Below are 19,300 nucleotides of genomic sequence, written 5' to 3'. Positions count from 1 at the left end.
TCGTAACCAGCGTCTCGAAAGGCCTTGGGTACGATCCGTACCATGCGAATTCTTGTCATCGAAGACGAACCCAAACTGGGCGATTACCTGAAAAAGGGGCTGGAAGAGAACGGCTACGTGGTCGACATCGCCCGCGATGGCATCGAGGGCCGCTACCTCGCCACCGAGGGCGACTACGCGCTCGTGCTGCTGGACGTGATGCTGCCGGGCATCGACGGCTTTGCCGTGCTGCAGGCCATCCGCCGCACGAAGAACGTGCCTGTGCTGGTGCTCACCGCACGCGACAAGGTCGAAGACCGCGTGCAGGGCCTGCAGCAAGGCGCCGACGACTACCTGGTGAAGCCCTTCTCCTTTTCGGAGCTGCTGGCGCGCGTGCAGGCGCTGCTGCGGCGCGGCAAGACGCAGGAGCCCACGGTGCTGCGCCTGGCCGACCTGGAGCTGGACCTGGTGAGCCGCAAGTGCATGCGCAACCGCACGCGGCTGGACCTCACGGCCAAGGAGTTCACGCTGCTGGTGGTGCTGCTGCGCCGGCGCGGCCAGATTCTGTCGCGCTCCACGCTCGCCGAGCAGGTGTGGGACATGAACTTCGACAGCGACACCAACGTGGTCGAGGTGGCGATCCGCCGCCTGCGCAGCAAGATCGACGACCCCTTCGACGTGAAGCTGCTGCACACCGTTCGCGGCATGGGCTACGTACTCGAAGACCGCTCCTGGGCATGAGCCCGAAGCCGCATTCGATCCAGAGCCGGCTCTCGTTCTGGTTCGCCGCGCAGACGCTGTCCGGCCTGAGCATCATCTGCCTGGCCATCTACCTCGTGACCGCCTGGAGCTTCGGCGCCAAGCAGCGCGATGCGCTCGACCAGAAGACGGTGCTCGTCGAGCACCTGCTCAAGGAGGCCGAGAAAGGCGGCGACCTCGTCTTTCTGCGGCACAAGCTCGATGACTTCTTCTCGATGCAGGACGACGTGACCTTGTCGATCGCCAACGCCGGCAAGCCGCTGTTCCAGTCCACGCCGCCGCCGCAGGGCCGCTGGCTGCGGCGCGCCATCGTCGTGCCCTGGCAGAACGGCGACTTCCACACCGACCTGTCGGTGCAGGTCGGCGTGAACATCGCGCAGGACTCCCGGCTGCTCGAGCGCCTGGCCTGGACCCTGCTGGGCGCGGTGGTGCTGGGCACGGCGCTGGTGTCGCTCACCGGCATGTGGCTGGTGCGGCGCGGGCTGCGGCCGCTGAAGGCACTGGCCGAGCGCACCGCGGCCATCACGCCCGACCACGTCCACCAGTCGATCGACCCCGGCGCCTTCGCGCAGGAGCTGCGGCCCTGGATCACGCAGTTCAACGCGCTGCTGGCACGGGTGCAGCGCGCCTACGTGCAGCTGGAGTCGTTCAACGCCGACGTGGCGCACGAGCTGCGCACGCCGCTGGCCAACCTGCTGGGCTCGACCGAGGTGGCGCTCACCCGCCCGCGCAGCAACGAGGAGCTGCAGGCCGTGCTGGCCTCCAACCTCGAGGAGATGGGGCGGCTGTCGGGCATCGTGACCGACATGCTGTTTCTTTCGAAGGCCGACCGCGGCACCTCGGCGCGCTCGATGGCCCCGGTGAGCCTGGCGGAGCAGGCGCGCGACGTGATCGACTTCTACGACGCCATGCTCGACGAGGCCGGCCTGCGCGCCGAAGTGAGCGGCGAGGCCGTGGCCGAGGTGGACGCGGGGCTGATCCGGCGCGCCCTCTTCAACCTGCTGGGCAATGCGATCCGCTTTGCCGAACCGGCCTCGACGCTGCGCATCGAGATCGCGGCCGCCCCTGGCGGAGAACACCACACCATCGCCGTGATCAACCGCGGCGCGCCGATCGACCCCGAGGCGCTGCCGCGCCTGTTCGAGCGCTTCTACCGCGCGGCCCAGGCGCGCGACGGCTCCACGCGCCACCACGGGCTGGGGCTGTCGATCGTCGAGGCGATCGCGCGCATGCACGGCGGGCAGGTGTTCGCGTCGAGCCAGGGCGGCCAGACGCGCATCGGGTTCAGCGTGCGCCGCAGCGGCTGAAGGGGTTCAGGGCTCGGCGTGCGCCGCCGTCTCGGCGGGCTTCGGCTTGCGGCCGACGCACAGCGTCATCAGCGGCCCGGTCATCGCGGTGGTGGCCAGCGCCATCACCAGCAGCATCGTGAAGAGCTCGGGGCCGATCAGGCCGACGTCCAGGCCGATCTTGATGACGATGAGCTCCATCAGCCCGCGCGCGTTCATGAGCGAGCCGGTGGCCAGGCTGTCGCGCCAGCTGTAGCCGGCGATGCGCGCGCCGGCCGCGCCGCCCGCGATCTTGCCCACGGTGGCCACGCCCACGATCAGCAGCATCGCACCCAGGCTCGCGCCCGAGAACGCGTTGGCCGTGGTGCCCAGCCCCGCGAGCGCGAAGAACAGCGGCATCAGCACCACGATGGAGATCGGCTCGATGCGCTCGCTCAGCGAGCGCAGCAGGCGGTCGTCGCGTGGCAGGCAGGCGCCGAACAGGAAGGCGCCGAACACCGCGTGCAGGTGCAGCCACTCGGTCAGCAGCGCCGTGACCAGCAGGCCGATCATGAGCGCGGCCATCAGCGTGGTCGACGGCTCGCCGTCGGGCGCCTTCACGCGCAGCAGCCACGCAAAGGCCGGCTTCAGCCCGAGGAACAGCACCGTGAGCATCACCACCACGCCGACCGTGATCTTGATCAGGCCCGCGTAGCCGTCGCTGGTGCCCACCAGCGCGACCACGAAGGCCAGCAGGATCCACGCGAACACGTCGACCACCGCCGCCGCGCTCAGCGAGAGCTGGCCGAAGGGCGTGCGCGTCATGCCGCGGTCTTTCAGGATGCGCGCCATCACCGGGAAGGCCGTGATCGACAGCGCCGCCGCCATGAACAGCGCGAAGGGCCAGAAGCCCACGCCGGCCGGCGCGAGCGTGGGGTGCAGCGCCGGCGAGATCGCCAGGCCCAGCACCAGCGGCACCAGCACGCTGAGCACGCCCACCGCGCCGGCCGCCTGCAGCTGCGCGCGCATGTTGCGCGTGGCCCGCAGTTCCAGGCCCACCACGAACATGAACAGCACCAGCCCCACCGTCGCCAGCGACGACAGCCCCTGCAGCGACTCCTTGGCGAACAGCTGCGCATGCAGCGACGGGAACAGCAGGCCCATGACCGCCGGCCCGAGCATCAGCCCCGCCGCCATCTCGCCCACCACGCTCGGCTGCCCCACATGGCGCAGCACCCAGCCGCACAGGCGCGCGGTGGTGAGGATGACGACGAGTTGCAGCAGGAGGGTGGTGACGGACATGGGCGGAACGGTCGTGAGGCCTGGGGAAAAAACTCGCCCGATGTTAGTTCGGCGCGCCCGGCTCGATCCAGATGTGCAACGCGGCGCGGGGGCCGTTGGAGACGTGGGCGGCGCGCAGGTGAGCCCAGACGCCTCAAGGCCGTGCTAAAAATCCGAATGCGCATGATCCAAAACTCAGCCACTTCAGCCTCATGAACACCCCTCTGTTCGCCGATCTGGCCGCCTGGATCGATTCCGTCTTGTCTGCGCCGCTGCCTGAAGGCATCGCCGCTTTTCACTTCAACCTCTACGACAGTTCGACGACCTACGACCTCGAACTCGTGGGTGCTCCAACCTACGACCCGGAAGATTCCGACTGGGCCTGCGACGACATCTTCATGTCCTCACCGCCACGTTTCGAGATCGCGAGCGAAGCGGTGGGGCCAGACTGGGAGGCAGGCCTGCAGGCCATCTCGCAGATGATTCTTCGCTACTTGGACGCCGCGTCTGCGGGCGCTTCGCGCCTGAAGGCTGCTCGCGCGGTCTCTCTGGGATTCGTAGATGGCGACCTGCACCTCGTCTGGCGTGCCGAGTGAGGCGTTGACCGGCAGGCGCTCGCTTCAGCCCTCTTCTCCGAGGCCGCCTCCTCCGCGCTGCGCTATTCCTGCTTTTCGGTCCGCATCAACCGCAACCCGTTCGCCACCACCAGCAGGCTCGCCCCCATGTCGGCGAACACCGCCATCCACATGGTCGCGCTGCCGAACACCGCGAGCACGAAGAACACGCCCTTGATGCCGAGCGCGAGGGTGATGTTCTGCCACAGCACCGCGTGCGCGCGGCGCGACAGGCGGATGGTCTCGGGGATGCGGCGCAGGTCGTCGTTCATGATGACCACGTCGGCCGCTTCCATCGCGGTGTCGGTGCCGGCGCCGCCCATGGCGAAGCCGATGTCGGCCTTGGCCAGTGCGGGGGCGTCGTTGATGCCGTCGCCGGTCATCGCGACGGCGCCGTAGCGCTGCTGCATCGCCTGGATGGCGCCCAACTTTTCTTCGGGCAACAGGTTGCCTCGCACGTCGTCGATGCCGGCGTGCGCGCCGATGGTCTTCGCAGTGGCGGTGTTGTCGCCGGTGAGCATCACGGGCGTCACGCCCAGCGCGCGCAGCTCGGCCACGGCGGCTTGCGACGAGGGCTTGATGGTGTCGGCCACGGCAAACAGCGCCAGCACCGACTTTTCAGATGCCAGCAGCGTCACCGTGCGGCCGGCTTCTTCGTGGCGCTTCAGTTCGATTTCGAGTTCCGGGGAGCACAGGCCACGCTCTTCGATCAAGCGGTGGTTGCCCAGCACGTAGCTCTGGCCCGCATGCGTGGCCTGCACGCCGCGTCCGGGCAGCGCGGTGAAGTCGCCGACTTCTTCGACCGCCCCACCCAGGCCTTGGGCGATGGCCTTCGACACCGGGTGGTCAGAGCGACCGGCGATGTTGGCGGCTAGTGCGTAGGCCGCGCCTTCATCCCTGCCCGCCTTGTCGATCAGCACCGACTCGACCAGCTTGGGCTTGCCTTCGGTGATGGTGCCGGTCTTGTCGAGCGCCACGGCCTTGAGCTTGCGCGCCTCTTCGAGGTAGGTGCCGCCCTTGATGAGGATGCCGCGCCGCGCGGCCGAGGCCAGCGCGCTCACGACCGTCACGGGCGTGGAGATGACCAGCGCGCACGGGCAGGCGATGACCAGCAGCACCAGCGCCTTGTAGACGGCCTGCACCCAGGTCCAGCCCAGCAGCCACGGCGTGAGCACCGCGATGGCCAGCGCCAGCACGAAGACGGTGGGCGTGTAGATGGCGGCGAACCTGTCGACGAAGCGCTGCGTGGGCGCGCGCGAACCCTGCGCCTCTTCCACCGCGTGGATGATGCGCGCGAGCGTGGTGTTGGCCGCTACGGCCGTCACGCGGAACACCAGCGCGCCGGTCTGGTTGATGGTGCCTGCAAACACCGCGTCGCCCGCGGCCTTGTCGACCGGGATGCTCTCGCCCGTGACCGGCGCCTGGTCGATGGCGCTGGTGCCTTCGAGCACCACGCCGTCCAGCGGCACGCGCTCGCCGGGGCGGATGCGGGCCACGGCATCGAGCGCCACCGCGTCGGCGCGCACGGTCTGCCAGCTGCCGTCGGGCTGCCGCACCTCGGCCTGTTCGGGCGCGAGCGCGAGCAGGCTCTGGATGGCGTTGCGCGCACGGTCGACGGCGCGGGCCTCGATGAGCTCGGCGATGGCGTACAGCGCCATCACCATCGCGGCCTCGGGCCACTGGCCGATGATGAAGGCGCCCGTGACGGCGACGGCCATCAGCGCGTTGATGTTGAGGCGCCCGCGCACCAGCGCGGCGAAGCCCTTCTTGTAGGTGTCCAGGCCGGCCAGCGCGATGGCCGCGAGCGCGAGGCCCATCTCGGCGGCCATGAAGCCCACGCCGTCGAGCGCCAGGAAGGACACGGTCTCGGCGGCGATGGCCAGCACCAGCGCGGCCACGAGGCGTGCCAGGCCGGTCGACATGCCGGCGAAGCGCGCGGGCTCGGCCTTCTGCCCCGCCGACGATGCCACCGGCTCGGGCTTGAAGCCCGCCTGGCGGATGGCGTCGAGCGCGGCGGGCAGCGCGCCGTCTTCGGTCGTGAGGGCCAGCGTGCGTTCGCTCAGGCGAAAGCGCAGGGCCTTCACGCCCGCGACGGGCTCGAGGGCACGGCGGATTTCGGACTCTTCGACCGCGCAGTCCATGGTGGGAATGCGAAACAGCACGGCGCCCTTCGGCAGGTCGGCCGGCTCGGCCGACGCCGGCGTACTGCCGCACACCGCGCTGCCGCAGCAGGCCGTTGCCGGCGCGGCGGGGGCGTGATCGTGTGCATGGTCGTGCGCGTGGTCATGTCCGTGGCTGTGCCCGTGGTCATGGGCGTGGTCATGCGGCGCAGCGCGTGGCACCGGCTGATTCAGGGTGGTCTGATTCGTCATGCGTTCCATTGGAAACCCTGAAGCAGGTGTAGAGTCAACCGTTGATTGCCACTTCCTTGAGATGCCGCATCATGAAAATCGGTGAACTGGCCAAGGCCACGAACACGCCGGTCGAAACCATCCGGTACTACGAGCGCGAACAGCTGCTGCCCGCGCCCGCGCGCACCGACGGCAACTACCGCATCTACGACGACGAGCATGCCCAGCGCCTGGGCTTCATCCGCCGCTGCCGCTCGCTGGACATGACGCTCGACGAGATCCGCAGCCTGCTGAAATTCCGCGATGCGCCGCAGGACGACTGCGGCGAGGTGAACCAGTTGCTGGACGACCACATCGGCCACGTGGCCTCGCGCATCGCCGAGCTGAAGACGCTCGAAAAGCAGCTGAAGGCGCTGCGCCTGCAGTGCGGCGGCCCCGAATCGGCGAGCGCCTGCGGCATCCTGCAGGAGCTGGACACCGCCGCACTCTCGCCCGAGACCTTCGGCCAGCACGCGGGGCACGTGCACGGCACGCTGCACGCGCCGGGCAAGCGGGCCGGCTGAGGCGCCGGTCGATCGCCTCTTACTTGCCGATCAGCTGCGTCAGCTTGTCGGCCTCGAACGACTCGCCGCGCGCCGCATCGCCCGGCACGCAGTCCTTGGTGCCCGGCTGCGCCGACAGCTTCTCGATGGCCTGCCACAGGAGCGCGATCTGGTGCTCCTGGCTCGAGGCGTTGTCGATCAAGCCGCGCATGGCCTGGCTCAGCGGGTCGTCGTCCTGCGTGATGCCGTAGGCCGAGAACTTCTGCGGCGCGGCCACGTCGGCGCTCTCGCCCTCCTTCGACGGGATGATGCGCGCCGGAATGCCCACCGCGGTCGCCCCGGCCGGCACCGGCTTGATGACCACCGCGTTGGAGCCGATCTTGGCGCCGTCGCCCACGACGAAGCCGCCCAGCACTTTGGCGCCCGCGCTCACCACCACGTTCTTTCCCAGCGTCGGGTGTCGCTTGGTGCCCTTGTAGAGCGAGGTGCCGCCCAGCGTCACGCCCTGGTAGATGGTGCAGCCGTCGCCGATCTCGGCGGTTTCGCCGACCACCACGCCCATGGCGTGGTCGAAGAACACGCGTTCGCCGATCTTGGCGGCCGGGTGGATCTCGATGCCCGTGAACGCGCGCGCGCAGTGGGAGATGAAGCGGGCCGGCCACTTGAAACCGTGGGTCCAACAGGCGTGCGCCCAGCGGTGCAGCACCACGGCATGGAAGCCGGGGTAGACCGTGATCACTTCCCAGGCGCTGCGGGCGGCCGGGTCGCGTTCGAGGATGCACCGGATGTCGGCGCGCAGTCGAGAGAACATCGCTGCCTTTGTTGTCGTTATATCGATAGGGGCCGGGCAGTCTAAAGCCGGGCGTCTTCGCTTACGCGCGATGGGGTTTTGTGACGGTTCAGCTGTCGCGCGGCGGCCGGGTCGCGTCGCTCATGGCCTTGGCAATGCCGCGCAGGATGTGGATTTCCTCGGGCGTGGGCTGCGCGCGGTTGAACAGCTGCTGCAGCCGCGGCATGAGCTTCTTGGGCGCCGCCGGGTCGAGAAAACCGATGTCCACCAGCGAGCGTTCCCAGTGGTCGAGCATGCCGGCCACGGCCTGCGCGTCGGCCGCCTGCACCGGGGCGATGGCCTCGCGCACGCCGTAGCCGCCCAGCGCCAGGCGCCATTCGTAGGCCACCACCTGGATGGCCGCGCCCAGGTTCAGCGAGCCGAACTTCGGATCGGTCGGGATGCTCAGGGCCACGTTGCAGCGGTAGACGTCCTCGTTGCGCATGCCGAAGCGCTCGGAGCCGAACAGGAAGGCCACGTGCTGGTCGCCCTGCGTGGCCAGCGGCTCCAGGTGCTCGCGCGGCGTGCGCGTGGGCGGGCCGAAGTCGCGCGGGATCATGGCCGTGGCGCACAGGTGGGTCACGCCGTCGAGGGCTTCATCGAGCGTTTCGACGATGCGGGCGTTATTCAGCACGTCCAGGGCGCCGCTGGCGCGCTGGATGGTTTCCTCGCGCCGCAGCACGTTGGCCCAGCGCGGCGCGACCAGCACCAGGTCGTCGAAACCCATGGTCTTCATGGCGCGGGCGGCGGCGCCCACATTGCCGGCGTGGCTGGTTTGGATGAGGATGAAACGGGTGCGCATGACGGGTGGGGAAGACACAAACGGGCTGAGCCGGTAAAATGCCCGATTCTCGCCGCCCGCATCGCCGGACCGCAGGGTCGCCCAGATTGCATTCTTGGGGACCTCTCCCACCCGTTCTTCTCACAATCCAGAATGTCGTCCCCCAACCTGCATCCCATGCTCAATGTGGCCGTCAAGGCCGCACGCGCCGCCGGCGCCATCATCAATCGCGCCGCCCTCGACGTCGAGGCCGTGCGCATCTCCCAGAAGCAGGTCAACGACTTCGTCACCGAAGTCGATCACGCCAGCGAAAAGGTCATCATCGAGACCTTGCTGGGCGCGTACCCGGGGCACGGCATCCTGGCCGAAGAATCGGGCACCGAATACGGTGCCAAAGACTCCGAATTCGTCTGGATCATCGATCCGCTCGACGGCACCACCAACTTCATCCACGGCTTCCCGGTCTACTGCGTGTCGATCGCGCTGTCGGTGCGCGGCAAGATCGAGCAGGCGGTCGTCTTCGACCCGTCGCGCAACGACCTGTTCACGGCCACCAAGGGCCGCGGCGCCTACATGAACGAGCGCCGCATCCGCGTGTCCAAGCGCGTGAAGCTCAGCGAGTGCCTCATTTCCACCGGCTTCCCGTTCCGCACCGGCGACAACTTCAAGCAGTACCTGGCCATCATGGCGGACATGATGCCCCGCATGGCCGGCCTGCGCCGCCCCGGCGCCGCCGCGCTCGACCTGGCCTACGTGGCCGCAGGCTTCACCGACGGCTTCTTCGAAACCGGCCTGAACCCCTGGGACGTGGCCGCCGGCTCGCTGCTGGTGACCGAGGCCGGCGGCCTCATCGGCAACTTCACGGGCGAGCCCGAGTTCCTCGACCAGCGCGAATGCCTGGCCGGCGCCCCGCGCGTGTACGGCCAGCTGGTGCCGCTGCTCGCCAAGTACTCCAAGTTCGCCAACGTGGACGACAAGCTGCGCGCCAGCGACCGCGTGCGCGCCGTCTCGGCCTCGACCAGGTCGAGCCCCGCCGACGCCTCGGTCGACCTGTACGCCCGCAGCACCGTGACCGAAGCCACGGCCGCCCCGCTCGACGGCAGCGCCGAAGCCCCGGCCGCCGCAGCCCCCGCCGCGCCGGCCGCCCCGCGCAAGCTCACCCGCATCAAGCGCGAGGCGCCCGCCGAGGGCGACGCCTCCGCCAAGTGATGACGGGGCCGGGCGCCGCCGCGCGGGTTCGCGCGGCGTTGCGCATTGCGCTGAGCCACTACGTCGCGAGCGGGCTCACCGTCGCGCTCGGCCTGCTCGTGATCTCGGGCGGGGTGCACCTGTGGCTGGGCACCCTGGCCGCTTCGGCCGCCGCCACCGGCGTGATCGTCACGGCGCCGCCCGACCTGCCCGGCCCGCGCCGCGGCAAGTTCCTCCAGATGCTGCCGGCGCCGCTCATCGGCCTGCCGCTGTTCTTCGCAGTGCAGATGCTGCACGGCGCACCGATCCGCCTCGGGCTGCTGCTGGTGCCCGCCACCTTCATGGCCTTCGTGGCCATGGCCTGGGGCAAGCGCGGCATTCCCATCGCCATCGCGGTGATGTTTTCGATGGTCTTCTCCATGGCCACGCCCGCGCCCACCGGGCTGTCGGACGCCATCGCGCGCACCACCGAATTCGGCCTGGGCGCCGGCCTGTACGTGGTGTGGGCCACGCTGGCCAACCTGCTGCTCAACGGACGCTTTCGCACGCAGTCGATCGCCGACGTGCTGTTTTCGCTGGCCGCGCTCATGCGCACCGAGGCCAGCCAGTTCACGCCGCAGGACGAAACCCGCGACATCCGCGACACCCCCGCCTCGCTGCTGGGCCAACTGCTGCGCGAGCAGGCCGCGCTGGCCGACCAGCTGCAGGCCACGCGCGACATCGTGCTCGAGTCGCCGCGCACGCCGCGCCGCCAGCGACTGGCCGGCATGCTCGTCATCGTGCTCGAGATGCGCGACCAGCTGCTTGCCAGCGAGCTCGACCTGGACGCCCTGCGCGCCCATCCGTCGCACGCGCAGGCGCTGGTCGAGATGCGCCGCATCCTCGAAGAGCTGGCCGACGAAACGGCCGGCCTGGCCGATGCGCTGCTCATGCGCCGCCACCCCGCCGCCGTGGCCGACCGCCGGCCGCGCCTGGCCGCCATCCACGTGACGGCCGACGACGAAGACACGCACGGTCAGATGGGCCCCTCGGCCGCCATGCTCGCGCGCGGACTGGCCAGCCGCATCGGCCACATCAACGACGAGGTGCTGCGCCTGGCGGCCATGGCGCGCGGCGACGCCGAGCCCAACCTGGCCGTGGTGCGCGCCAACTGGCAGCTCTTCGTGAGCCCGACCGACTGGTCGCTGCGCCCCTTCCTCGCGCTGTGGCGCTGGGACGCGCCGCCGCTGCGCCACGCCATTCGCGCCGCGCTGGCCATCGCAGCCGGCTACGGCATCGCCGTGTCGATGCCCTGGGGCTCGCACGACTACTGGATCCTGCTGACCATCGTGGTCGTGCTGCGCGGCAGCCTCTCGCAGACCCTGGAGCGGCGCAACAGCCGCGTCGCCGGCACGCTGCTGGGCTGCGTGCTCGCGGTGGGCCTGCTGTCGGCGCACCCGTCGGCGCTGATGCTGCTGGTGACCGTGACCATCGCGCAGGCCATTGCCCACAGCTTCGCGGTGCGGCGCTACCTCGTCACCGCCGTGGCCGCCACCGTGCTGGGCCTGCTGCAGGCCCACATGCTGAACACCGGCACCGCGCCCATCTTTGCGCTGTTCGAGCGCATCGCCGACACGCTCATCGGCGCCGCGCTGGCCTGGGGCTTCTGCTACGTGCTGCCCTCGTGGGAGCGCACGCAGATTCCGGCGCTGGTGGCGCGCGTGCTCACCGCGCAGGCGCGCCATGCGCGGCTCGCGCTCGGGCTGGGCCAGCTGCAGGCCATCCAGAGCAGCCCCGAACTCGAATGGCGGCTCGCGCGCCGCGAGGCCTACGACAGCCTCTCGGCGCTCGTGCAGGCCACGCAGCGCTCGCTCTCCGAACCGCGCGCTGTGCAGCCGCCGCTCGAACCGCTCGAGCATCTGCAGGCCCACAGCTACCAGCTGCTCGCGCAGCTCAGCGCCGTGAAGTCGATGCTCGTGCTGCGGCGCGACCGTCTCACGCCGGGCGACATCGAAGGCCCGCTCGTGCGCACCGCGCAACGCATCGAGGCCGCCCTGGGAACCATTCCGATCGCAGGGCCCTCTCACCCCGAGAGCACGGGGGCCACCACCGTCGGCGGCCCCATTCCACTGCCTGACCCGTTCGACAACGACATCAGCCCCTGGCTGGTGCGCCGGCTCGACCTGGCCACGGCGCTCGCCACGCAGCTGCGCGACGACGCAGCGCGCATTCTTCAACCACTGAACGACAACACCCCAGAAGCAAGGACCACCCCCGCCTGATGACCCAAGAGCTCCTCGCACACCCCTGGTTCGGCACCTGGATTGCCGCCCTGATCGCCGCGCCCCTCGCCCTTCTCGCCCACCGCATCGGGGGCATGGTCCTCAGGCGGATCACCCGCCCGGCGCCCGCCGTGCATGCGATGGTGCTCAACTGCACCGCCCCCGCGCGGCTGGTGCTGCCGCTGGCGGCGCTCATGATGGTGTGGCAGGCGGCGCCGGACGACCTGCGCTTCATCGGCAGCGTGCGACATCTCACGGGGCTGCTGCTCATCGCGGCCAGCACCTGGTTCGTGCTCAAGGCCATCAGCGGCTTTGCCGACGGCGTGCTCGCGCAGCACCCTTCGGACATCTCCGACAACCTGCAGGCGCGCCGCGTGCTCACGCAGACCCGCGTGCTCGCGCGCACCGCCATGTCGGTCGTCGTCGTGGCCGGCGGCGCCATGATGCTCATGACCTTCCCGGGCGCGCGCCAGGTCGGCGCCAGCCTGCTGGCCTCGGCCGGCGTGATCGGCATCGTGGCGGGCCTGGCGGCCAAGCCCGTCTTCAGCAACCTCATCGCCGGCCTGCAGATCGCGCTGTCGCAGCCGATCCGCATCGACGACGTGCTCGTGGTCGAGGGCGAATGGGGCCGCGTCGAGGAAATCACCGGCACCTTCGTGGTCGTGCGCATCTGGGACGACCGGCGCCTCATCCTGCCGCTCACCTACTTCATCGAGAAGCCGTTCCAGAACTGGACCCGCCACTCGGCCGAACTGCTCGGCTCGGTCTTCTTCTACCTGGACTACGGCACGCCGCTGGCGCCGCTGCGCGCCGAGGTCGAGCGCCTCGTGAAGGCCGCGCCCGAGTGGGACGGCCGCTTCTTCAACCTGCGCGTGACCGACGCCACCGAACGCACCATGCAGGTCCGCGTGCTCTGCACCGCAGCGACCTCCGGCCTCGCCTTCGATCTGCGCTGCCACGTGCGCGAAGGCGTCATCGACTTCATGCAGCGCGAGTACCCGCAGTTCCTGCCGAAGATGCGCTTCGAGGGCAACGATCCGGCGATGGGGCAGCCGGCGGTGATGCAGGGCGCGACGGCGGGCTGAAGCTCCCGCCGCCGTCTTCTTTCTTCTCCCCTACCGCGCAGGCGCCGCCGCAGGCAGCACCATCGGTGCCCCCAGCCGCGAGGCGCGCTCCCAGCCCGGTTGCGACTGCGCGCGCTCCAGCTCGGCCACCACCTCCGCGCGCGTGCGGGGCTGCGTGGCCTTCACGGGGATCGGTGCGCCCCAGCGCAGCACGCCGGCCCACTCGGGGCTTTGCTGCGCGGCGCGCAGTTCGGCCACCACCTGGGCGTCGGTCTTGCCCGGGCCGGCGTTTTCAGGGTGCTCCTTGATGCCGGCTTCGGTCGCCGCGAAATGCGCCGGCCCCTCGACGTGCTGCTGGCTGGTTTGTGCGCCAGCCACCAGCGGGAGCGCTGCGGCGGCCATCGCCGCCAGCGCAAAGGCCATCTTCCTGTTCGTCATGTGTCATCTCCTTCGTTGAACACCGAAGAGGACCATCCGCTTCGGCGATGGCGGTTTTGCTTCGCCATGCCGACACGCTAGAAATTCGGACCGTCGCCGCGCGAACGGTTCAATTACAAAAACGACAGGATGAAGACCAATTCATCAATTCTCTGCAAGCGGCAAACGGAGCTTTCCAATTCGTAACCCGGCTGCACGGAAAACGTAATTGAAAAAGGCGGTTTCAGTCTTTTTCTGTCGCAATCGATCGATATGATTTGCCCAGACGCATGAACCATGCGGAAGGCAGAAGAAATCAATTGAATTTATTTCCGCATGCCGAACCGGAGCTCCAACGCGGTGCGTGGGAGCGATGAATTTCATATTCAATTCAAGGGCAACAATGAAAAGACAATTCCTCACGGCCGCCGCACTGTTCGGGGTCGGATTCGCCAATGCGCAGTCTTCCGTCACGCTATTCGGCGTGGTGGACACGGGCATCAGCAATTACTCGTCCAAATCGCAGGACATGAACGGCGCCACGCTGTTCAACCCGTTCTACGTGAACCAGGGCACGCGCACCGCGAGCCAGACCGCGCTGAGCTCGGGCGGCTATTCCACGAGCCGGCTGGGTTTTCGCGGCACCGAGGACCTGGGCGGCGGGCTTGCGGCCAGCTTCTGGCTCGAGGCGCCGATCAGCCCCGACGACGGCAAGACCGGCATCACCACCTTCCAGCGCCGTTCCACGGTCAGCCTGTCGGGCGGTTTCGGTGAATTGCGCCTGGGCCGCGACTACGTGCCGACGGCCTGGAACGACATCGTGTTCGACCCCTTCGGCATCGTCGGCGTGGGCCGCAGCCTGATCTTCACCGCCGCCAACACGAATGCCGGCGGCGGCTCGGGCGGGTTCGGCGGCGACCTCAATTACAACCGCGCCAGCAATTCGATCGGCTATTTCCTGCCGAAGAATCTCGGCGGCTTTTACGGTCAATTCATGTACGCGCTGCATGAAAACACCAAATACGACCCTGGCACGGCCACGCCGCCCGGCGTCAATACGGCGGGCGCGCTCAATTCGGGCAATTCGGCCGCATCGCGCGCAGGGCGTTACCTGGGCGGGCGTGTCGGTTATGCCAATGGCCCGTTCGACGTGGCCGTGTCGTATGGCAACAGCACGGCGGCCGACAATTTCTATGCGGGCACCACCGATAACGTCAAGACCTTCAATCTCGGCAGCTCCTACGATTTCGGCGTGGTCAAGCTGTTCGGCGAATTGTCGCGAATCAAGAAAACGCGCGATTACGCGGTCACGCCGCTGGTCGGCGGCGTGCCGGACGTCGACCTCACGGGCTACCTGATCGGCGTGACCGCGCCGGTCGGCCCGGGCCTGATCCGTGCCTCGTACTCGCAGGTCAAGTACGACCTCAACGCCGTCAACCTGCCGTTCACGCCGTCGGTCGCCGACCCCAAGGCCAACAAGCTGGCCATCGGCTACATCCACAACCTGTCCAAGCGCACCGCGCTGTACGCCACCGTCGCGCGCATCAGCAACAAGAACGGCGCGGCGCTCACGGTCGGCGGCCCTGCCTTCGTGAACACCGGGGTGTTCGTGCCCAAGACCTCGACGGGCTACGACGTCGGGCTGCGCCACTCGTTCTGATCAGGGAAGACTGTCACGCGCAAAGAAGCAAGCAAGTGAGTGAATGACCGCGGGCGGCCCTGCGCCCGCGGATGTTCCGTTTCTCCAGGAGCCCGTCAGGCGGGTCCATTCGGTCCGCCCTGGTGCGGACCTTTTTTTGTGGAGAGAGAGGCGCGCCTCAGTCGGGCACCGTGCCCGCCGGCGCCGCCACCGCGCGCGCCGCGATCGGCACCGACATCACGATCGACGTGCGCGTCTCGCCCAGGTGGTTGATGCTGCTCACGAAGGATTCGAGGTGTTCGATGTCGCGCGCGACCACCTTCAGCACGTACGAGTCCTGCCCCGTGACGTGAAAGCACTCGAGCACTTCGCGCCGGCTGCCGAGCAGCTTCAGCAGCCGGGCCTTGTCGGGTTGCGCGGTCGTGATGCCGACCAGCGCGGTGACGGTGTAGCCCGCCTTGCGCGGTGGCACCACGGCGCGATAGCCCTCGATGACGCCGGCCTCTTCGAGGCGCTTCACGCGCTCGGAGGTGGAAGGCACCGACAGCGCCACCTGCCGTGCGAGTGCCGTGAGCGAGGTGCGCGCGTCCTGCTGCAGCGCATCGAGGATCTGCCAGTTCTTGGCGTCGATTTCCATGGATTTCAGGCCCGATTGAGAGTTTCGCTTCCGATTTCAGGCAAGGCATGCCGCGCGCCTGAATTTCGCCATTCTCGCCATGCAGGCCTCGCCGAACAATCGTCGGCATGGACTTCCCTCTCTTTCTCAAGGCCCTCGTCATCGGGCTCTCGATCGCCGCACCCGTCGGCCCCATCGGCCTGCTGTGCATCCAGCGCACGCTCGCGCATGGCCGCACGATCGGCTTTCTCAGCGGCCTCGGCGCCGCATTGGCCGACGCCTGCTACGGCGCCATCGGTGCGTTCGGCGTGTCGGCCGTGGTGTCGACGATGGTGGCTGCGCGCGTGCCGCTGGCACTCGGTGGCGCGGCCTTTCTCGCGTGGATGGGCGTGCAGCTGCTGCGTGCGCCGGCGGCCACGCAGGCCCGGGCTGCGGAAGACGCGGCCACGCCGCTGAAGGCGTTGCTGTCGGTGTTCGTGCTCACGCTGGCCAACCCGATGACGATCCTGTCGTTCGTCGCGGTGTTCGCTTCGCTCGGCAGCGGCCACGTGGGCAGCGGCAGCGGTGCGGCGCTCACGATGGTGATGGGGGTGTTCCTCGGCTCGGCGCTGTGGTGGCTGGGGCTGTCGAGCATCGTGTCGATGGTGCGGCACAAGCTCGGCGCGCGCGTGCTGCAAGGCATCAACAAGCTGTCGGGCGCGCTGCTGCTGGGCTTTGCGGTGTTCCAGCTGTCGACGCTGCTGTCGCGCTGAGGAATCGACTAGATAGCCTTGGCCGCCGGCTTGCGGCGCGCGGGCTTGCGCGCACCCAGCGCACTCGCCAGCGCCTTCGTCGCCCAGTCGCGCAAGGCGTGCGGGTCTTCGAGCGCATCGACCGGCGCCTCGTAGTAGCTCGCAACCTTCACGGTCGAGGCGCTGGTCGCGTACGAGAACGGCACCGCGCCCAGGCGCTCGAAGTCCGGCCGGGTGGCGTCGTCCACGCGCAGGTACAGCGTGCCCTTCATCACGAAGGCGAACTGCACGCCGGCCTGCACGAGGCCGAAGCCGCCGAAGAAGCGCTTGACCTCGATGGGGCCCATGGCGCCGAGCGACTCGGCCAACTCGAGCGCCCGCCCGTGCGAACGCTCGGCACCGCCGGCGACGGCCGCGCTTTTCGCGCGGCTCAAACGACCGCCTTGCGCCGCGCGTCGGTCACCGGCGCGCCGCCATGCACCTCGAGCAGGCGCAGCAGCGCCTCGGAGCTGTGGGCCTTGGCCCAGTCGCGTTCGGAATCGTTGATGCCGACGAGGTGCAAAAAGTCGAAGCGGCCCGAATCGAGCTGCGCCGTCGCGGGGTAATGCTTCGGCTCCATCAGCACCACATGGCGCAGGACCACGGTGCCCTTCTCGCGGATCGCTTCGCCGACGGGAATGCGGTCGCCGTAGTCGAAGGGCTGCTTGTCTTCACCGAAGTGCGAGTGCGCGAGCAGCACGTTGTAGGCGAGCAGGCGGCGCAGCAGCTTGATGGCCCATTGGTCCTGCGGCTGCGACGGCACTTCGATGACCAGCTCGGAGCCGATCCACGAATAGTCTTCCGGGTCGTAGTCGGCCGGCTCCGTTTCCCAGGGCGTGGAGCCGCCCGAGGTCACGTACAGCCAGGTGTTGCGCACGGGCGTGGGTGCGAACTCGAACACGCCCAGGTGCAGCCAGCGCGGGTCGACGTCTTCGGCGCCCAGCGCCTTGAAGTCGTCGAAGTCCATCACGTAGATGCCGGTGCGCTCGGGGCCGAACAGGCGCGGGTAGAGCGTCTCTTCGCGGTAGGCCCACACGTCTTCCATGGAACTCATCGGCGCATCCTCCTCGTTGGAACGAGGGCATTCTCGTCGTTCAACGTGACCCTTGCATACGCCGCAAGGCGGGCCACTCGAGGTTGGTGAAGGCGCGCAGCACCCACTCCACCGGGCCGTACGCAAAGCGTGCCAGCCACCAGCGGCTGACCAGCATCTGCGCGCCGAAGATGCCGAAGGCGACCATGAGGCTCATGAACGGCCCGAGCTCGCCGATGAGCCGCAGCCCGTACGCCAGGAAGAGCCATGCGCACACCGCCGACTGCAGCAGGTAGTTCGACAGCGCCATGCGCCCCGCCGGCGCGAGCGCATCCGCCAGCCAACCGCCCCAGCGCGACTGGAACAGCAGCATCATCGCGCCCACGTACGTCGCCGTGAGCAGCGGCGAGGTGAAGACGCCGACCGCCAGGCCCAGCACGTCCCAGCGCGAGCCCGGCACAACGGACGCGGTCCACGCATACACGGCCGCGCCCGGCAGCCCCAGCACCAGCCCGGGCACCAGCAGGCGCTTGAACAGCGGGCGGTAGCGGTCGGCCCGTGCGAAGAGATTGCGGCGGCCCTCGATGACGCCCGCGAAGAACATCGCCAGCGCCATCGGCGCCTGCACCAGCCCGAGCACGATCCACACCTGCGACAGCTCGCGCAGGTGCTGACGGATGACCGTCGCCGCCGTGCCGCGGTAGGCCGCGAGTGCCGAGGCCGCGTCGGCCCTCGCGGTGCGAAGAACGTCTTCGGTCGCCGGGCCGCCCAGCATCGCGAGCATGCCGATGGCACCCCACACCAGCGCAGTCGCCAGCACCAGCCGCAGCGCCCAGCGCGCCAGCACCGCGTCGCTCTGGTGGCGCAGCGCCAGCAGCACGGCGCCGAGCACCGCGTAGGTCGTGAGGATGTCGCCATGGAACAGCAGCACCGCATGCAGCGCGCCGATGCACCACAGCGCCACCAGCCGACGCGCCAGGCGCGGCACGAAGGGCTTGCCGCTGCGCTGCGCCGACTGCATCTGCAGCGTGAAGCTGTAGCCGAACAGGAACGAGAACAGCAGGTAGAACTTGGTCTCGAACAGGAAGGCGACGGCAAAGGCCGCCACGCGGTCCAGCCCCGAACGCATCATCGGATCGGGCAGCGGCTGGCCGTAGTACGGCGAGGCAAAGGCCGCGATGTTCACGACCAGGATGCCCAGCAGCGCAAAGCCGCGCAACGCATCGACGAGCGACTGGCGCTCGACTGCAACGGGGGTGTGGTTCATGCGCCCCGCCCCGGCTTCGCGAGAAAGCGACCCACCACACGCCGCAGCATCGGCGCCTCGCGCGCCGGGTCGAAGCCCGTGTCGAGCGCCAGGCGCGAGAACACGCCGTCGATGAGCGCGGCGATCCAGTTGGCCGATTGCACGGGGTCGAGCTCGGGGTCGATCTGCCCGCGTGCCGCGGCCTTGCGCAGCAGGGCCGCGAGGCCGTCGCGCATTTCGGTGTCGCCCGCGGCCACGCTGGCGCAGACCACGGGGTTGCGCAGGGTCTCGGCCGCCACCTCCAGCGCCAGCCGCGAGTAGCTGCGGTCGGAGGCAAAGACCATCACCACGTCGAGAAAAGACAGCACCACCTCCAGCGGGTCGGCCGGGTCGTCGTCGATCGCGGCGAAGTACGCGGCCGTGTCGCGCCACTCCTCTTCGGCCAGGGCCTCGATGATCGCGTTCTTGCTGGGAAAGTAATGAAAGAGATTGCCCGGGCTCATGCCCGCGGCGGCGCAGATCTCGGCGGTGGTGGTGGCATGAAAGCCGCGCCGCGCAAAGCAGTCGCCCGCGGCCTCCAGGATCTGGCGGCGCTTGGCCTGCTGGCGTTCGGGGTCAACTTTGCGCACGGTGGTTCTCGCGGAATTCGGTCATGCCCGAATTAT

Annotated in this window: 19 protein-coding genes; 9 read left to right on the top strand and 10 right to left on the bottom strand. The window is 69.0% G+C overall.

Going from position 1 to position 19,300, the window contains the following annotated elements; all coding sequences use genetic code 11:
• The first annotated feature begins 42 nt into the window (after window positions 1-42).
• Both AC07XP_RS23230 and AC07XP_RS23225 read left to right on the top strand, forming a co-directional pair.
• Window positions 43-720: a heavy metal response regulator transcription factor gene (locus AC07XP_RS23230; protein ID WP_062481258.1), complete on the top strand. Its 678-nt coding sequence runs from the start codon at window positions 43-45 to the stop codon at window positions 718-720.
• Window positions 717-2,045, top strand: coding sequence for a heavy metal sensor histidine kinase (locus AC07XP_RS23225; protein WP_495265987.1), 1,329 nt, complete (start codon window positions 717-719; stop codon window positions 2,043-2,045). The genes AC07XP_RS23230 and AC07XP_RS23225 overlap by 4 nt, the downstream gene beginning before the upstream one ends.
• Before the next feature lie 6 nt (window positions 2,046-2,051).
• Here the strand turns inward: AC07XP_RS23225 and AC07XP_RS23220 are convergent, their stop codons facing one another.
• The gene (locus tag AC07XP_RS23220; protein ID WP_070063158.1) at window positions 2,052-3,305 is read right to left on the bottom strand and encodes a cation:proton antiporter; all 1,254 of its coding nucleotides are present in this window, start codon (window positions 3,303-3,305) and stop codon (window positions 2,052-2,054) included.
• Between the two features lie 191 nt (window positions 3,306-3,496).
• Between AC07XP_RS23220 and AC07XP_RS23215 the strand changes: the two genes are divergently transcribed.
• A complete protein-coding gene (locus tag AC07XP_RS23215; protein WP_495265986.1) occupies window positions 3,497-3,880 on the top strand; it encodes a hypothetical protein in 384 nt (127 codons plus the stop codon).
• Between the two features lie 62 nt (window positions 3,881-3,942).
• On the opposite strand, the gene AC07XP_RS23210 is transcribed toward AC07XP_RS23215, so the two are convergent.
• A complete protein-coding gene (locus AC07XP_RS23210; RefSeq protein ID WP_495265985.1) occupies window positions 3,943-6,270 on the bottom strand; it encodes a heavy metal translocating P-type ATPase in 2,328 nt (775 codons plus the stop codon).
• Window positions 6,271-6,341: 71 nt separating this feature from the next.
• On the opposite strand from AC07XP_RS23210, the gene cadR reads away from it, so the two are divergent.
• Window positions 6,342-6,812 carry a Cd(II)/Pb(II)-responsive transcriptional regulator gene (gene cadR / locus AC07XP_RS23205; protein ID WP_492684338.1) on the top strand — a complete coding sequence of 157 codons (471 nt, stop codon included), beginning with the start codon at window positions 6,342-6,344 and terminating at the stop codon, window positions 6,810-6,812.
• Window positions 6,813-6,831: 19 nt separating this feature from the next.
• Here the strand turns inward: cadR and cysE are convergent, their stop codons facing one another.
• Together cysE and AC07XP_RS23195 are read right to left on the bottom strand one after the other, a co-directional pair.
• Window positions 6,832-7,623: a serine O-acetyltransferase gene (gene cysE, locus AC07XP_RS23200; protein WP_301179181.1), complete on the bottom strand. Its 792-nt coding sequence runs from the start codon at window positions 7,621-7,623 to the stop codon at window positions 6,832-6,834.
• A 67-nt stretch (window positions 7,624-7,690) separates the two neighbouring features.
• Window positions 7,691-8,422: an RNA methyltransferase gene (locus tag AC07XP_RS23195; protein WP_492684339.1), complete on the bottom strand. Its 732-nt coding sequence runs from the start codon at window positions 8,420-8,422 to the stop codon at window positions 7,691-7,693.
• 132 nt (window positions 8,423-8,554) lie between these two features.
• Between AC07XP_RS23195 and AC07XP_RS23190 the strand changes: the two genes are divergently transcribed.
• The 3 genes from AC07XP_RS23190 to AC07XP_RS23180 are packed head-to-tail and all read left to right on the top strand — an operon-like array spanning window position 8,555 to window position 12,935.
• Window positions 8,555-9,610: an inositol monophosphatase family protein gene (locus tag AC07XP_RS23190; RefSeq protein ID WP_095746114.1), complete on the top strand. Its 1,056-nt coding sequence runs from the start codon at window positions 8,555-8,557 to the stop codon at window positions 9,608-9,610.
• Entirely contained in the window at window positions 9,610-11,850 is a 2,241-nt protein-coding gene (locus AC07XP_RS23185) for an FUSC family protein (protein WP_495265984.1), read from the top strand. Before AC07XP_RS23190 ends, AC07XP_RS23185 begins: the two co-directional genes overlap by 1 nt.
• Window positions 11,850-12,935: a mechanosensitive ion channel family protein gene (locus AC07XP_RS23180; protein ID WP_095746116.1), complete on the top strand. Its 1,086-nt coding sequence runs from the start codon at window positions 11,850-11,852 to the stop codon at window positions 12,933-12,935. Before AC07XP_RS23185 ends, AC07XP_RS23180 begins: the two co-directional genes overlap by 1 nt.
• A gap of 30 nt (window positions 12,936-12,965) precedes the next feature.
• On the opposite strand, the gene AC07XP_RS23175 is transcribed toward AC07XP_RS23180, so the two are convergent.
• Entirely contained in the window at window positions 12,966-13,352 is a 387-nt protein-coding gene (locus tag AC07XP_RS23175; protein WP_070063166.1) for a hypothetical protein, read from the bottom strand.
• A 382-nt stretch (window positions 13,353-13,734) separates the two neighbouring features.
• On the opposite strand from AC07XP_RS23175, the gene AC07XP_RS23170 reads away from it, so the two are divergent.
• A complete protein-coding gene (locus tag AC07XP_RS23170; protein ID WP_495265983.1) occupies window positions 13,735-14,991 on the top strand; it encodes a porin in 1,257 nt (418 codons plus the stop codon).
• Window positions 14,992-15,148: 157 nt separating this feature from the next.
• Here the strand turns inward: AC07XP_RS23170 and AC07XP_RS23165 are convergent, their stop codons facing one another.
• Entirely contained in the window at window positions 15,149-15,607 is a 459-nt protein-coding gene (locus AC07XP_RS23165; protein ID WP_492736419.1) for an Lrp/AsnC family transcriptional regulator, read from the bottom strand.
• A 107-nt stretch (window positions 15,608-15,714) separates the two neighbouring features.
• Between AC07XP_RS23165 and AC07XP_RS23160 the strand changes: the two genes are divergently transcribed.
• Window positions 15,715-16,338 carry a LysE/ArgO family amino acid transporter gene (locus tag AC07XP_RS23160; protein WP_495265982.1) on the top strand — a complete coding sequence of 208 codons (624 nt, stop codon included), beginning with the start codon at window positions 15,715-15,717 and terminating at the stop codon, window positions 16,336-16,338.
• An 8-nt stretch (window positions 16,339-16,346) separates the two neighbouring features.
• On the opposite strand, the gene AC07XP_RS23155 is transcribed toward AC07XP_RS23160, so the two are convergent.
• From AC07XP_RS23155 to AC07XP_RS23140, 4 genes are all read right to left on the bottom strand, one after another.
• Window positions 16,347-16,664 carry a TfoX/Sxy family protein gene (locus tag AC07XP_RS23155; RefSeq protein WP_492684865.1) on the bottom strand — a complete coding sequence of 106 codons (318 nt, stop codon included), beginning with the start codon at window positions 16,662-16,664 and terminating at the stop codon, window positions 16,347-16,349.
• Between the two features lie 83 nt (window positions 16,665-16,747).
• A complete protein-coding gene (locus tag AC07XP_RS23150) occupies window positions 16,748-17,410 on the bottom strand; it encodes a suppressor of fused domain protein (RefSeq protein WP_495265981.1) in 663 nt (220 codons plus the stop codon).
• 40 nt (window positions 17,411-17,450) lie between these two features.
• Window positions 17,451-18,656, bottom strand: coding sequence for a DUF418 domain-containing protein (locus tag AC07XP_RS23145; protein ID WP_495265980.1), 1,206 nt, complete (start codon window positions 18,654-18,656; stop codon window positions 17,451-17,453).
• Window positions 18,653-19,264: a TetR/AcrR family transcriptional regulator gene (locus AC07XP_RS23140; protein ID WP_307638635.1), complete on the bottom strand. Its 612-nt coding sequence runs from the start codon at window positions 19,262-19,264 to the stop codon at window positions 18,653-18,655. Before AC07XP_RS23140 ends, AC07XP_RS23145 begins: the two co-directional genes overlap by 4 nt.
• Between the last annotated feature and the right edge of the window lie 36 nt (window positions 19,265-19,300).

Source organism: Variovorax sp. GW531-E2, assembly GCF_059423125.1.
Note: the sequence above shows the minus strand (reverse complement) of the source record. Positions and strands in the feature narration are given on the sequence as shown.

Excerpts from the sequence above, each read along its gene's own strand:
- AC07XP_RS23230 (WP_062481258.1), top strand. The coding sequence starts at position 43 with ATGCGAATTCTTGTCATCGAAGACGAACCCAAACTGGGCGATTACCTG.
- AC07XP_RS23225 (WP_495265987.1), top strand. The coding sequence starts at position 717 with ATGAGCCCGAAGCCGCATTCGATCCAGAGCCGGCTCTCGTTCTGGTTC.
- AC07XP_RS23220 (WP_070063158.1), bottom strand. The coding sequence starts at position 3,305 with ATGTCCGTCACCACCCTCCTGCTGCAACTCGTCGTCATCCTCACCACC.
- AC07XP_RS23215 (WP_495265986.1), top strand. The coding sequence starts at position 3,497 with ATGAACACCCCTCTGTTCGCCGATCTGGCCGCCTGGATCGATTCCGTC.
- AC07XP_RS23210 (WP_495265985.1), bottom strand. The coding sequence starts at position 6,270 with ATGACGAATCAGACCACCCTGAATCAGCCGGTGCCACGCGCTGCGCCG.
- cadR (WP_492684338.1), top strand. The coding sequence starts at position 6,342 with ATGAAAATCGGTGAACTGGCCAAGGCCACGAACACGCCGGTCGAAACC.
- AC07XP_RS23195 (WP_492684339.1), bottom strand. The coding sequence starts at position 8,422 with ATGCGCACCCGTTTCATCCTCATCCAAACCAGCCACGCCGGCAATGTG.
- AC07XP_RS23190 (WP_095746114.1), top strand. The coding sequence starts at position 8,555 with ATGTCGTCCCCCAACCTGCATCCCATGCTCAATGTGGCCGTCAAGGCC.
- AC07XP_RS23185 (WP_495265984.1), top strand. The coding sequence starts at position 9,610 with ATGACGGGGCCGGGCGCCGCCGCGCGGGTTCGCGCGGCGTTGCGCATT.
- AC07XP_RS23180 (WP_095746116.1), top strand. The coding sequence starts at position 11,850 with ATGACCCAAGAGCTCCTCGCACACCCCTGGTTCGGCACCTGGATTGCC.
- AC07XP_RS23175 (WP_070063166.1), bottom strand. The coding sequence starts at position 13,352 with ATGACGAACAGGAAGATGGCCTTTGCGCTGGCGGCGATGGCCGCCGCA.
- AC07XP_RS23170 (WP_495265983.1), top strand. The coding sequence starts at position 13,735 with ATGAAAAGACAATTCCTCACGGCCGCCGCACTGTTCGGGGTCGGATTC.
- AC07XP_RS23165 (WP_492736419.1), bottom strand. The coding sequence starts at position 15,607 with ATGGAAATCGACGCCAAGAACTGGCAGATCCTCGATGCGCTGCAGCAG.
- AC07XP_RS23160 (WP_495265982.1), top strand. The coding sequence starts at position 15,715 with ATGGACTTCCCTCTCTTTCTCAAGGCCCTCGTCATCGGGCTCTCGATC.
- AC07XP_RS23155 (WP_492684865.1), bottom strand. The coding sequence starts at position 16,664 with ATGGGCCCCATCGAGGTCAAGCGCTTCTTCGGCGGCTTCGGCCTCGTG.
- AC07XP_RS23150 (WP_495265981.1), bottom strand. The coding sequence starts at position 17,410 with ATGAGTTCCATGGAAGACGTGTGGGCCTACCGCGAAGAGACGCTCTAC.
- AC07XP_RS23145 (WP_495265980.1), bottom strand. The coding sequence starts at position 18,656 with ATGAACCACACCCCCGTTGCAGTCGAGCGCCAGTCGCTCGTCGATGCG.